Origin of the sequence: Sphingomonas sp. FUKUSWIS1 (assembly GCF_000733135.1) — a bacterium.
In the GTDB taxonomy this organism is placed as follows: Bacteria; Pseudomonadota; Alphaproteobacteria; order Sphingomonadales; family Sphingomonadaceae; genus Sphingomonas; species Sphingomonas aerolata.
On sequence record NZ_JPJC01000252.1, the window covers coordinates 5,327 to 17,404 of the forward strand.

A 12,078-nucleotide genomic window follows, 5' to 3' on the forward strand; every position below is an offset into this window, starting at 1 on the left:
AAATATTACTTTCATGGGACCCTGGGGAGAGGGAGTTTCAGTTACGCCTTCGGGTTCTCGTCGACTTCCGAGAATTCGGCGTCGACGACGTCGTCGTCCTTCTTCGCCGCATCGCCATCAGCCGACGGCGAGGCATCCGCCTGAGCCTGCTTCTCGTAGATCGCCTGGCCGAGCTTCATCGCGACCTGGGCGAGCGCGGTGCTCTTCTCGGTCATCGCATCGGCATCGCCGCCTTCGACCGCGGCCTTGGTCGCGTCTATCGCGGCCTGGATCTCGGTCTTGAGCGCATCGTCCACCTTGTCGCCATTATCGGCAAGCTGACGCTCGGTCGTGTGGATCAGGCTCTCGGCGTTGTTCTTCGCCTCGGCGCCCGCACGACGCTTCTTGTCCTCCTCGGCGAAGGTCTCAGCATCGCGGACCATCTGGTCGATGTCGCTGTCTGAAAGGCCACCCGATGCCTGGATGCGGATCTGCTGCTCCTTGCCGGTGCCCTTGTCCTTGGCCGAGACGCTGACGAGACCGTTGGCGTCGATGTCGAACGTGACCTCGATCTGCGGCACGCCGCGCGGTGCCGGCGGGATGCCGACGAGATCGAAATTGCCGAGCATCTTGTTGTCGGCCGCCATCTCGCGCTCGCCCTGGAACACGCGGATCGTCACCGCGCCCTGGTTGTCGTCCGCGGTCGAATAGGTCTGCGACTTCTTGGTCGGGATCGTCGTGTTGCGATCGATCATCCGGGTGAACACGCCACCCAGCGTCTCGATGCCCAGCGACAGCGGCGTCACGTCGAGCAGCAGCACGTCCTTGACGTCGCCCTGCAGCACGCCGGCCTGGATCGCGGCGCCCATCGCGACGACCTCGTCCGGGTTGACGCCGGTGTGCGGCTCCTTGCCGAAGAATTGCTTCACGACTTCACGGACGCGCGGCATGCGCGTCATGCCGCCGACCAGCACGACCTCGGAGATGTCGTCGGCCTTCAGACCGGCGTCAGCGAGTGCCTTCTTGCAGGGGTCGAGCGTCCGCTTGACCAGGTCCTCGACCATCCGCTCCAGATCGGCGCGCGTGATCGACTTCACCAGATGCTTCGGGCCGTTCTGGTCCGCGGTGATGAAGGGCAGGTTGACCTCGGTCGACTGCGCCGAGCTGAGCTCGATCTTCGCCTTCTCGGCCGCTTCCTTCAGACGCTGCAGCGCCAGCTTGTCCTTGGCGAGGTCGATGCCCTCCGCCTTCTTGAACTCGTCGGCGAGGAACTGGACGATCTTGTTGTCGAAATCCTCACCGCCGAGGAAGGTGTCGCCGTTGGTCGCCTTCACCTCGAACACGCCGTCGCCAATCTCGAGGATCGAGATGTCGAACGTGCCGCCGCCAAGATCATAGACCGCGATCGTCTTGCCGTCCTGCTTGTCGAGGCCGTAGGCCAGCGCCGCTGCGGTCGGCTCGTTGATGATGCGCAGCACTTCAAGGCCGGCGATCTGGCCGGCGTCCTTGGTCGCCTGGCGCTGTGCGTCGTTGAAGTATGCGGGAACGGTGATGACTGCCTGCGTGACCGTCTCGCCGAGATACGACTCAGCGGTTTCCTTCATCTTCTGCAGCGTGAACGCCGAGATCTGCGACGGCGAATAGTCCTTGCCGCCGGCCGAGACCCATGCGTCGCCGTTCGGCCCGCGCGAAATCTTGTACGGGACCAGCTCGGTGTCCTTCTTGGTGATCGGATCGTCGAAACGACGGCCGATCAGGCGCTTCACCGCAAAGATGGTATTGTCGCCGTTGGTCACTGCCTGGCGCTTGGCCGGCTGGCCGACCAGTCGCTCGCCGTCCTTGGCGAATGCGACGATCGACGGCGTGGTGCGCGCGCCTTCGGAATTCTCGATGACCTTGGGCTTGCCACCTTCCATGACGGAAACGCAGCTGTTGGTCGTGCCGAGATCGATACCGATTACTTTAGCCATGAGTTTAAATAGCCCCTCACACATCGTAAAAAAGTCTCGGGCTCCACCCCGTTACGGCAGTGGAACCTTTCGATTGATGGGCGCGATATAGGTTGGCTCGCGCTTGCCGCAAGATTGTACGGCTCGTAGAGATCGCAAGAGGGGTATGAAGTGGCGATGATGACGATGCGTGGTATTTTTGCCGTGACGGCCCTGGTCGGGGTGGCGGCCTGTGCACAGCCGCAACAGCTGTCCGTCGAGAAGGCGTGGGTCCGGCTCGCTGCGGTCAAGGGTGGACCGGCAGCAGGCTATTTCACGATCCATGGCGGGCCGGCCGATGCGACGCTGATCAACGTCACCACCGATGTCGCGATCCGGAGCGAGATGCACGAGAGCATGTCGGCCGGCGGCGTGTCGTCGATGAAACCGATCGCGCGCGTCGAGATCCCGGCCAAGACCGATGTCGTGTTCGCGCCGGGCGGCCGTCACGTGATGCTGTTCGACGTAAATCCCGGCATCAAGCCCGGTGAACGCACCATCACCTTCACCCTCACCTTCGCCGACGGCACCAGAATCCTGCAGAACGCGGCCGTCGTCGGCGCCGGCGACACCGGAACCAAGTGAGCGTTCGCGATCGGTCGACGCGAGCGCTGACCCCGGCCGAGACGCGGCTCGCGGCGTCGGTCTTCGGCGATGCGATCGACTATGCGCCGGTGCGCCTGGCGCGCAGCAAATGGGCCTTCTTCCAGCCGCGCGACACGGTGATGGCGCCGCGCGGGTGCATCCATTTCCACCCCAAGGGCGATCTGTGGTGCGACGATTTCGCGCATGCCCATCTGACGCTGCAGGGGCTGTTCATCCACGAGATGACGCATATCTGGCAACACCAGCGCGGTATCTTCCTCCCGCTCGTACGGCATCCGTGGTGCCGCTATGACTATGCGTTGCGCCCCGGCGTCGCGCTGCATCGCTACGGTATCGAGCAGCAGGGCGAGATCGTCCGCCACGCCTTCCTGCTGCGTGCCGGCGCGACGGTCGCAGGCGCCCCGCCGCTCGCGCAGTACGAGACGCTGCTTCCGTTCAAGCCGCGGGTGTCGGCCTAGTCCGCCACTCCCCAAACCGTCACCCCAGCGAACGCTGGGATGACGTGGGTTAGTGCACTGTCAGAGCCAGCTGCGCCCATCCGGCCCAGCACAACCATAGGGCGGCAACTGCCCGAAGAACCGCTCCTGCATCTTGTGACAGCCCCAGGCGCGCAGCGGCGCGGGCGCATAGCCGTTCAGCGCGATGCCGACCTCGTCATACGGGGTCTCGCCGCGCGCGACATACATGTACCAGCGCCCGCCGAACATGACCGCCGCCGCGACCAGCACGACACACACGACCTGAAGAATCTTCTGCATTTCCGCCCTTTTCGTGATGAAGGGCGCCCCGTTGCAGATAACATGGATTAATATCAACCACCGGAAAGCGAGCCCAGCCGGTGGCGATTCGCCACCTACAATGCGTCGAAATCGATAGCTTGTGTTCTATCAAGCGCTTGCGGCGCTTCGGGCATCGGATATTTCAGTCCGGTCGCACAATTAAAAAGTACGACGCGGTCATCTTCGTCGACCAGACCGGTGTTCAGCGCCTGTCGATAGGCCGCGAGCGTCGCGCCACCCTCGGGACATAGCAGCAGCCCGTCCTGCTTCGCGGCGGCCTCGACCGCCTTGAGGATCGCCGGATCGCCGACCGCCAGCGCCTGGCCACCGCTCTTGCGCACAGCCCGCAGGATCAGGAAGTCGCCGACCGCCTTGGGCACGCGAATGCCAGCCGCGACGGTGCTCGCATCCTCCCAGCGCTCGGCATGCTCCTCGCCCGCCTCGAACGCGCGGACGATCGGCGCACAGCCGCTCGCCTGCACGGCAAACATCTTGGGTCGCGCGGAGCCAATCCAGCCGAGCTGCTCAAGCTCGTCGAACGCCTTCCACATGCCGATCAGGCCGGTGCCGCCGCCGGTCGGATAGAAGATCGCATCGGGCAGTTTCCAGCCGAACTGCGCGGCCAGTTCCAGCCCCATCGTCTTCTTGCCCTCGATCCGATAGGGCTCCTTCAGCGTCGAGAAATCAAACCAGCGCCCCTCGGCGGCGCCCTTGCCGACGATCGCACCGCAATCGTCGATCAGCCCGTTGACGCGCCAGACGCGCGCGCCCTGCATCGCGATCTCGCGGACGTTGATCTCGGGCGTGTCGTCGGGACACAGCACGATCGTCTCGATCCCGCAGCGCGTGGCGTAGGCGGCCAGCGCCGCGCCCGCATTGCCGTTGGTCGGCATCGCGATCCTGGTGACGCCCAGCTCCTTCGCCATCGCCACCGCCATGACCAGCCCGCGCGCCTTGAAGCTCCCGGTCGGCAGACGCCCTTCGTCCTTCACGAGGACATTGGGGCCACCGGACCTGGGGATCGGCACCAAGGGCGTCTCGATCTCGCCGAGGCTGACGATATTGGACGTCTCCCGCACGGGCAGCAGTTCGCGCCACCGCCACAGATCGGTTGGCCGCGCCTCGATCGTGTCGCGCGAAATCGCCGAGCGCACCGCGTCGAGATCGTAGCGGACGAGCAACGGCCTGCCCGCACGCGAAAGGCCATGAAGCTGGTCCGCCTCATAGCGTTCGCCGGTGATCGAACATTCGAGATGCGTGACGAACGTCTCGCGATCGGTGGTCAGATTCTCGTTCATGTCGTCATCCCGGCGAGGCAGATAGTTGAGCGCCGCCTCCTGCCGTTCCCCCGCGAAGGCGGGGGCCCGGGGTCACAGGCGACAGCGTTTGGAACCCTGGGCTCCCGCCTTCGCGGGAGAACACCAGCCCGACAGGCTCACCCCGCCTTGGCGACGCCCACCATCGCAGGCCGCAGCAGGCGGTCCTTGATCATGTAGCCCGCCTGCATTTCCTGAACGATCGTGCCGGCCGGCTGGTCGCTCGGGATCTCCAGCATTGCCTGATGCTTGTTCGGATCGAGCATCTGGCCCTCGGCGGCGATCTTGGTGATGCCGTGGCGCTGGAACACGCTCTCCAGCTCGCGACCGGTGGCCTCGAGCCCGGTGACGAGGCCCTTCATCTTGTCGTCCGCACGCAGGTCCGCCGGGATCGCCGACAGGCCGCGGGCGAGGTTGTCGGCAACCGACAGCACGTCGCGCGCGAACGCGGTGGCGGCATAGGCGCGCGCGTCCTGCGCTTCCTTCTCGGCGCGGCGGCGGACGTTCTGCACCTCGGCCTGCGCATAGAGGACATTCTGCTTGGCCTCGGCGAGCTGGTTCTCCAGCTCGGTGACGCGATCGTTCGAGGCCACTTCGGGTGCGGCTTCGGCGGTCTCTTCGCGCAGGTCGGCAGGCGTGTTCTGATCGATATCGGACATTGTTTTCCCTATAAGTTGGGCCGGCTCAACCCATCAACCGGGCGAGCGTTGCAGCCGTGAAATCCACCATGGGCACGACGCGCGCATAGTTCAACCGCGTGGGGCCGATCACGCCCACCACGCCGACCACTCGCCCGTCCAATCCGCGGAACGGTCGCGCGATCACCGACGAGCCGGACAGGGCGAATAATTTGGTCTCCGCACCGATGAAGATCCGCGTCGAATCGCCCGCCCGCGCGCTGTCGAGCAGCGAAGCGACCTCCTGTTTTCCCTCGAGATCGTCGAGCAGGTCGCGGACCCGGTCGAGATCGGCGGCGGCGGCCGCATCGATCAGCCGCCCCTGCCCGCGCACGATCAGCACCGGGCGGCGATCCGCATCCTCGCTCCACACCGCGATCCCGCCCTCGACCAGCATCCGCGCCGCACCGTCGAGCGCCGCCTGCCCGTCCGCCAGCTCGCGCTCGATCCGCAGCCGCGCCTCGGCCAGCGTCAGCCCGCCGAGCGTCGCCGACATGTAATTGCCCGCCTCGACCAGGGTCGACGGCGACATGCCCTTGGGCAGCGCGATCACGCGGTTCTCGACCGAGCCATCCTCGCTGACCAGCACCGCGAGCGCCTGATCGGGCGACAGCGCGACGAACGCGATCTGGCGCAGCGTCATCTCGCGCTTCGGCACCATCACCAGCCCCGCGCACGCCGACAGCCCCGACAATGCAAGCGTGGTGGCGGCGAGCGCCTCCTCGACCGGACCACCGACACCGGCGCGTGCCTCGATCGTCTGGCGCTCCTCGAACGACGGCTCCATCGCCTGCATCATCCCATCGACGAACAGCCGCAAGCCGCGATCGGTCGGCATCCGCCCCGCGCTCGTATGCGGACTGGCGAGCAACCCCAGCCCCTCCAGCTCCCCCATCACCCCGCGAATCGAGGCGGGCGACAGGCTGAGCCCGGCCAGCTGCGCGATCGTCTTCGACCCCACCGGCGTGCCGCTAGCGAGATAGCTGTCGACGACCGCACGAAAAATATCGCGCGCGCGGTCGGTCAGTTCGGTGACGGGGGGCGTGGCCATGCGGCTGATCTAGGCTGGCGAGCCGGAATGCGAAAGGCTAGGCAGCGCTTATTGCCCACCACCCGTTCGTCCTGAGTAGGGACTGAGCGAAGTCGAAGCCCCGTATCGAAGGATGTGCCTCAAGCGGGCCGATCCTTCGATACGCCGCTTCGACGAGCTCAGCAGCTACTCAGGACGAACGGAAGAAGTTTAGGAATACATCATGCGCCCATCCGGCCGTGCCCCAGACCAGATGCGCAGCATCACGATCGAACCCCGCTTCACCAAGCACGCCGAAGGCTCCGTCCTGATCGGTTTCGGCGACACGAAGGTGCTCGTCACCGCCAGCATCGAGGAGAAGGTCCCGCCGTTCCTGCGCGGCAAGGGCGAAGGCTGGGTGACCGCCGAATATGGCATGCTCCCGCGCTCGACCAACACACGCAACAACCGTGAAGCGGCCAAGGGCAAGCAGTCGGGCCGCACGCAGGAAATCCAGCGGCTGATCGGCCGTTCGCTCCGCGCCGTCACCGACCTGAAGCTGCTCGGCGAGCGCCAGATCGTGCTCGACTGCGACGTGCTTCAGGCCGACGGCGGCACGCGCACCGCTTCCATCTCGGGCGCCTGGGTCGCGCTGCGGCTCGCGATCGACGGGCTGCTGGACAGTGGCAAACTGACCGCCGATCCGCTGACGCAGAAGGTCGCCGCGATCAGCTGCGGCATCTATCAGGGCAATCCGGTGCTTGACCTCGACTATATCGAGGATTCGGGTGCGGACGCGGATGCGAATTTCGTCCTGCTCGAAAACGGCAACATCGCCGAGGCGCAGGCGACGGCCGAGGGCGCGACCTATGACGAGGAGGCGCTGCTCCGCCTGTTGCGGCTCGCCCGGATCGGCTGCGCGGACATCTTCGCGGCACAGGCCAAGGCGGTCGCCAAGTGAGCGGCGAAGGCGGCACCCCCCAGGCGATCCGCAAGCTCCAGCCCGGCAAGCTCGTCATCGCAAGCCACAACAAGGGCAAGGTCCGCGAGATCGCCGACCTGCTCGCAGGGCGCGGGTTCGACGTCGTGTCGGCGGCGGATCTCGACCTGCCCGAGCCGGTCGAGACGGGGACGACCTTCTTCGCCAATGCCGAGCTGAAAGCACGCTCCGCCGCCGACCTGTCAGGCTATCCCGCGCTCGCCGACGACAGCGGGCTATGTGTCGATGCGCTGGGTGGCGATCCGGGCGTGTACACCGCCGACTGGGCCGAGACCCCGAACGGTCGCGACTGGTCGATGGCGATGCAGAAGGTCGAGGACGCGCTCGCCGCCAAGGGTCCCGACGCGACCCGCGGCGCGCATTTCGTCAGCGTGCTCGCGCTCGCCTGGCCCGACGGCCATGTCGAATGGTTCGAGGGCCGCGCCGAGGGCACGCTGGTCTGGCCGCCACGCGGCAAGGTCGGCTTCGGCTATGACCCGATGTTCGTGCCGCTGGGCCATGACCAGACCTATGCCGAGCTGCCGCACGAGACGAAGAACGCGATCAGCCACAGGAACGTCGCGTTCGAACTGCTGAAGGCCGCCGTGTTCTGAAACGCCGCCGGACCGTCACCCCCGGTGACGGTCCGGCGATCTCGGGTGCCTAGTAGCTACGCTCGCCCACCACATTGCCCGGCGGCGAATAGCGGCACACCAGATAATCGTCGCGTTCGTTGCTCGCCATCGCGCATCCCACCGCGGTCGAATTGCGCCAGACGATCTGCGTGTAGTGCGCGACATCCTCATATTTGCCGGTCCGGCTGAACGCGGGCGTCACGCCGTTGACGAAATCCTTCCGTTCGGCAATCCAGTGGCCGATCATCTCGGGATAGGCATAGGCATAGCGCGTGCCGGTCCACAGATTTTCGCCCTCGCGGCCCGGCCCCTGAACCTGGTGCGCGTGCGCAAATTTGCGCGTGTTGGCCATTTCCTCGGCATAGGCGCGCGCGGTGGTCGCCAGCGTATCGCTCCACACCAGCGGCGGGACACCCACGGCCGCCCGCGCGGCATTGTGCCCGTCCATCATCGCCGCCTTGAGGAGCGCGGGCCCGCGCGGCGCCGGCGCCTGTGTCTCGCGCCGCTCCACCACCCGTTCCGGCCCCTGCGCGCAAGCTCCGGCGAGCAACGCCGCCGCAACTGCCAGACCCAACCGAACCGTCATTACGCTTCCTTCTGTCGCTCCGTGCGACCATATGCGCGAGATAATGCCCCCGATCGAAACGCCAAGCCCCGCCCCGCCGCCCTCGGGGGACCTCGCGCTCTACGTCCATTGGCCGTTCTGCGTGTCGAAATGCCCCTATTGCGACTTCAACAGCCATGTCCGCGAGGGCGTCGACCAGGCGGCGTGGCGCGCGGCGCTGCTCACGGACCTTGCACACGAGGCGTCGGTCCTGCCGGGACGCAAACTCCAATCGATCTTTTTCGGCGGCGGCACCCCCTCGCTGATGCCGCCCGCAACGGTCGCCGCGATCCTCGACGCCGCCGAACGCGCCTGGGGCTTTGCCGAGGGGATCGAGATCACGCTCGAGGCCAATCCCTCCTCGGTCGAGGCCGCGCGCTTTGCCGACCTCGCCAGCGCGGGCGTCAACCGCGTGTCGCTGGGATTGCAGTCGCTCGACGATCAGGCGCTGAAATTCCTCGGCCGCGCGCATGACGTGAACGAGGGGCAGGCGGCGCTGGCGACCGCGCAGAGCGTCTTTCCGCGCGTGAGTTTCGACCTGATCTATGCGCTCCCCGGCCAGCGGCTTGCCGACTGGCGCGCCGAACTCGCGCGCGCGCTGAGCTTCGGGACCGAGCATCTGTCGCTCTACCAGCTCACCATCGAGCCCGGCACGCGGTTCGCGACCGAGGCGCTCGCGGGGCGCATCGTCATCCCCGACGGCGACAGTGCAGCCGACCTGTTCGAGGCGACGCGCGCCGACACCGCAGCCGCCGGGCTCCCCGCCTATGAAACCTCGAACCACGCGCGGCCGGGGTCGGAGAGCCGCCACAATCTCGCCTATTGGCGCTATCAGGATTACGCCGGGATCGGCCCTGGCGCGCATGGCCGCCGCGGTGGCCTGGCGACAGTGCGCCGCAAGAAGCCCGAAAACTGGCTCGCGGCGATCGAGCGCAACGGCCACGGGATGGAGGTCGAGGACCCGCTCACCCCCTCGACGCGCGCGACCGAGGCACTGCTGATGGGGCTGCGCTTGGCCGAGGGAGTCGATCTCGACCGGATCACCCGACTCAACGCCGGCGTGGTGCCGGTGGATCTCACCGCGGTCGCACGGCTCGAGGATCTCGGCCTCGTCGCCCGCTCACCCGGTCGGCTGCGCGTCACCGAAGCGGGGGCGCTGCTGCTCGACGCGATCCTGCCCGAGATCGTGACGGCGTAACGCCCCCACCCATGTCATTCCCGCGGAGGCGGGAAGCCAGACTGGCTAGCCGCGCGACTCGAATCGCAACCGATCATCCGTATGGATCCCCGCCTCCGCGGGGATGACGAACGGAGTCGGCGTCAGCCGCCGAAGCCGCTCGGCGCGGGCGAGACAACAGTGGTGGTCCCCCCGCGGATTTCCTTCACCTCCAGTGCGCGCTCGGCGACATTGTCACGGCCGAAGCGAAACGCACCGTCGATGCCCGAAAAGCCGTCGCCATCGCGCAGCCGCGACACGGGGAACGCCGTCCCCGGCTTCCAGTCGCGCGCGATCCGCACCGTCAGCAGGACCGAATCATAGCCGAGACTCGACAGGCGGTACGGTCCGCTGCCGAAGCGTGCGCGGTATTTGGCGGCATATTGCCGGTACAGCGTATCCGACACGCTCGCATACCAGGCGCCGTTCAGCGCCGGCTTGGCGGCAACGCTCGATTCGGAATTCCACAGCTCGGTGCCGAGGATCCGGGTCGATGCACCCGACCCGCGCTTCACCAGCGCCGCCGCCGACGCCGCGGTCGAACCGCTGTCGGCGATCAGCACGGCATCATAGGGTGCCTTCGCCGCGAGCCGCGTGACCGCGCCCGACACGCCACCGGCGGTCCGGCCATAGGTCTGCAGCGACACGACCTGGCCGCCCGCCCCCTCGACCGCACGGAGGAATGCGGTCGAGGCGCGCTCGCCATACAGCCCGTTCGGGACCAGCCCGGCAAAGTTCGACACGCCGCGCTCGCGCGCGAAATCGACGACGCGCGAAATCGACTGGGTCGGCACATAGCCCATCAGATAGGCGCCGTTGCCGGCCACCCCGAGATCGTTCGAGAAGCTCAGCACCGGCACGCCCGCCGCGCGCGCAATTGGTGCCACCGTCCGCACGTCCTCGGACAGCAGCGGCCCCAGGATCAGCTGCGCGCCTTCAGCGATCGCGCGCTGAGCCGCAGCCGCGGCACCCGTCGCGGTATCGTAATTGGTGATCCGAACGCGCTGGTTCTGCGTGTCGAGCAGCGCCATCATCGTCGCATTGGCGATCGACGTACCGACCCCCGCATTGCTTCCCGACAGCGGCACGAGCAGCGCGACGCGGTTGCGCTCGGCATCGCGCGGGATGCCGGTCTCGACCCCGATCGTCGGCGTGTCGGTCGGGCGGGTGGTCGGGCGCTGCTGCGATGGTTCGACGGGACCGCGCGGGACGATCGTCTGGCACGCGCCGAGCAGGCAGGCCAGCGTGAGTGCGGCCGAGCGCCCAAACGCGCGCATCCGGTGCCGGGCCGATTGCCCTATCGTCGCTGCGTCTGCCATGACAATCCCCATGAACCCTGAAACTCCACTGAACCCCGGCCTTTACATCGTCGCGACGCCGATCGGCAATCTCGGTGATCTGTCGCCGCGTGCCGCCGACATCCTCGCGCGTGCCGACGTCGTCGCGGTCGAGGACAGCCGTGTCACCGCCGGTCTGCTCCGCCATGTCGGTACCAAGACGCCGATGGTCCCCTATCATGATCACAGCGCCGAGGGCGTCCGCCCCGCGCTGATCGCGAGGATGGCGACCGAGGCGGTGGCGCTGGTGTCGGACGCGGGCACGCCGCTGATTTCCGATCCCGGATTCAAGCTGGTGCGCGACGCGCGCGCGGCGGGGCATCTCGTGGTGACGATCCCCGGCCCCTGCGCGGCGGTCGCTGCGCTCACGCTGGCGGGACTGCCGACCGATCGCTTCCTGTTCGTCGGCTTCCTGCCGTCCAAGGCGCATGCCCGGTCGGAGGCGATCGCCGAGATCGCCACGATCCGCGCGACGCTGGTGCTCTACGAATCCGGTCCGCGGCTCGGTGCCAGCCTTGCCGCGCTCGCCGAAGGACTCGGCGACCGTGAGGCGGCGGTCACGCGCGAGATCACCAAGCGGTTCGAGGAGGCGGTGACCGGTACGCTGACGACCCTCGCCACCCGCTACGCCGACGCCCCGCCGCGTGGCGAGATCGTCATCGTCATCGCGCCCCCCGGCGACGCCCCCCCGGCCAGCGCGGAGGACGCCGACACGGCGCTGGCCGATGCCCTCACCCGCCTCTCCACCGGCCAGGCGGCGAGCGAGGTTGCGAAGGCACTCGGGGTCGACCGCAAGACGCTCTACGCCCGCGCGCTCGAACTGAAGGCGAAGGGGTGACCCTCCCCGCCCCGCGCCCCTCCCGCAGGCGGACGGCGAGCACCGCCGATCGACAGGTCGCGGAAGCTGCGGGGCGGCGCGGGGAGAGGCTGGCCGGCTGGTGGCTGCGACTGAA

13 protein-coding genes are annotated in these 12,078 nt (G+C 67.4%); 6 read left to right on the plus strand and 7 right to left on the minus strand.

What is annotated here, in order from left to right:
* Positions 1–41: 41 nt before the first annotated feature.
* On the minus strand, positions 42–1,949 hold the full coding sequence (dnaK, locus tag sphsw_RS15995) for a molecular chaperone DnaK (protein ID WP_031441499.1): 1,908 nt from the start codon (positions 1,947–1,949) through the stop codon (positions 42–44).
* 156 nt (positions 1,950–2,105) lie between these two features.
* Here dnaK and sphsw_RS16000 point away from each other — a divergent pair, with 156 nt between their 5' ends.
* Both sphsw_RS16000 and sphsw_RS16005 read left to right on the plus strand, forming a co-directional pair.
* The gene (locus sphsw_RS16000; RefSeq protein WP_031441500.1) at positions 2,106–2,552 is read left to right on the plus strand and encodes a copper chaperone PCu(A)C; all 447 of its coding nucleotides are present in this window, start codon (positions 2,106–2,108) and stop codon (positions 2,550–2,552) included.
* The gene (locus sphsw_RS16005; RefSeq protein ID WP_031441501.1) at positions 2,549–3,031 is read left to right on the plus strand and encodes a hypothetical protein; all 483 of its coding nucleotides are present in this window, start codon (positions 2,549–2,551) and stop codon (positions 3,029–3,031) included. Before sphsw_RS16000 ends, sphsw_RS16005 begins: the two co-directional genes overlap by 4 nt.
* A gap of 60 nt (positions 3,032–3,091) precedes the next feature.
* On the opposite strand, the gene sphsw_RS16010 is transcribed toward sphsw_RS16005, so the two are convergent.
* The 4 genes from sphsw_RS16010 to hrcA all read right to left on the minus strand — a co-directional run bounded on the left by sphsw_RS16010 (position 3,092) and on the right by hrcA (position 6,396).
* Entirely contained in the window at positions 3,092–3,331 is a 240-nt protein-coding gene (locus tag sphsw_RS16010) for a hypothetical protein (protein WP_031394647.1), read from the minus strand.
* A gap of 95 nt (positions 3,332–3,426) precedes the next feature.
* On the minus strand, positions 3,427–4,650 hold the full coding sequence (locus sphsw_RS16015; protein WP_031441502.1) for a threonine synthase: 1,224 nt from the start codon (positions 4,648–4,650) through the stop codon (positions 3,427–3,429).
* Positions 4,651–4,787: 137 nt separating this feature from the next.
* A complete protein-coding gene (gene grpE / locus sphsw_RS16020; RefSeq protein ID WP_031441503.1) occupies positions 4,788–5,327 on the minus strand; it encodes a nucleotide exchange factor GrpE in 540 nt (179 codons plus the stop codon).
* A 25-nt stretch (positions 5,328–5,352) separates the two neighbouring features.
* A complete protein-coding gene (hrcA, locus tag sphsw_RS16025; protein ID WP_031441504.1) occupies positions 5,353–6,396 on the minus strand; it encodes a heat-inducible transcriptional repressor HrcA in 1,044 nt (347 codons plus the stop codon).
* A gap of 202 nt (positions 6,397–6,598) precedes the next feature.
* Here hrcA and rph point away from each other — a divergent pair, with 202 nt between their 5' ends.
* Both rph and rdgB read left to right on the plus strand, forming a co-directional pair.
* Positions 6,599–7,315 carry a ribonuclease PH gene (rph, locus tag sphsw_RS16030; RefSeq protein ID WP_031441505.1) on the plus strand — a complete coding sequence of 239 codons (717 nt, stop codon included), beginning with the start codon at positions 6,599–6,601 and terminating at the stop codon, positions 7,313–7,315.
* On the plus strand, positions 7,312–7,947 hold the full coding sequence (gene rdgB / locus sphsw_RS16035) for an RdgB/HAM1 family non-canonical purine NTP pyrophosphatase (protein WP_031441506.1): 636 nt from the start codon (positions 7,312–7,314) through the stop codon (positions 7,945–7,947). The genes rph and rdgB overlap by 4 nt, the downstream gene beginning before the upstream one ends.
* A gap of 49 nt (positions 7,948–7,996) precedes the next feature.
* On the opposite strand, the gene sphsw_RS16040 is transcribed toward rdgB, so the two are convergent.
* The gene (locus tag sphsw_RS16040) at positions 7,997–8,554 is read right to left on the minus strand and encodes a CAP domain-containing protein (protein ID WP_031441507.1); all 558 of its coding nucleotides are present in this window, start codon (positions 8,552–8,554) and stop codon (positions 7,997–7,999) included.
* 43 nt (positions 8,555–8,597) lie between these two features.
* On the opposite strand from sphsw_RS16040, the gene hemW reads away from it, so the two are divergent.
* The gene (gene hemW, locus sphsw_RS16045) at positions 8,598–9,770 is read left to right on the plus strand and encodes a radical SAM family heme chaperone HemW (RefSeq protein WP_031441508.1); all 1,173 of its coding nucleotides are present in this window, start codon (positions 8,598–8,600) and stop codon (positions 9,768–9,770) included.
* 122 nt (positions 9,771–9,892) lie between these two features.
* On the opposite strand, the gene sphsw_RS16050 is transcribed toward hemW, so the two are convergent.
* On the minus strand, positions 9,893–11,107 hold the full coding sequence (locus tag sphsw_RS16050; RefSeq protein WP_031441509.1) for a penicillin-binding protein activator: 1,215 nt from the start codon (positions 11,105–11,107) through the stop codon (positions 9,893–9,895).
* A gap of 10 nt (positions 11,108–11,117) precedes the next feature.
* Here sphsw_RS16050 and rsmI point away from each other — a divergent pair, with 10 nt between their 5' ends.
* A complete protein-coding gene (gene rsmI, locus sphsw_RS16055) occupies positions 11,118–11,963 on the plus strand; it encodes a 16S rRNA (cytidine(1402)-2'-O)-methyltransferase (protein ID WP_235188434.1) in 846 nt (281 codons plus the stop codon).
* Positions 11,964–12,078: the final 115 nt, after the last annotated feature.

Excerpts from the sequence above, each read along its gene's own strand:
- dnaK (WP_031441499.1), bottom strand. The coding sequence starts at position 1,949 with ATGGCTAAAGTAATCGGTATCGATCTCGGCACGACCAACAGCTGCGTT.
- sphsw_RS16040 (WP_031441507.1), bottom strand. The coding sequence starts at position 8,554 with ATGACGGTTCGGTTGGGTCTGGCAGTTGCGGCGGCGTTGCTCGCCGGA.
- hemW (WP_031441508.1), top strand. The coding sequence starts at position 8,598 with ATGCCCCCGATCGAAACGCCAAGCCCCGCCCCGCCGCCCTCGGGGGAC.
- rph (WP_031441505.1), top strand. The coding sequence starts at position 6,599 with ATGCGCCCATCCGGCCGTGCCCCAGACCAGATGCGCAGCATCACGATC.
- sphsw_RS16050 (WP_031441509.1), bottom strand. The coding sequence starts at position 11,107 with ATGGCAGACGCAGCGACGATAGGGCAATCGGCCCGGCACCGGATGCGC.
- sphsw_RS16015 (WP_031441502.1), bottom strand. The coding sequence starts at position 4,650 with ATGAACGAGAATCTGACCACCGATCGCGAGACGTTCGTCACGCATCTC.
- sphsw_RS16000 (WP_031441500.1), top strand. The coding sequence starts at position 2,106 with ATGATGACGATGCGTGGTATTTTTGCCGTGACGGCCCTGGTCGGGGTG.
- hrcA (WP_031441504.1), bottom strand. The coding sequence starts at position 6,396 with ATGGCCACGCCCCCCGTCACCGAACTGACCGACCGCGCGCGCGATATT.
- grpE (WP_031441503.1), bottom strand. The coding sequence starts at position 5,327 with ATGTCCGATATCGATCAGAACACGCCTGCCGACCTGCGCGAAGAGACC.
- sphsw_RS16010 (WP_031394647.1), bottom strand. The coding sequence starts at position 3,331 with ATGCAGAAGATTCTTCAGGTCGTGTGTGTCGTGCTGGTCGCGGCGGCG.
- rsmI (WP_235188434.1), top strand. The coding sequence starts at position 11,118 with ATGAACCCTGAAACTCCACTGAACCCCGGCCTTTACATCGTCGCGACG.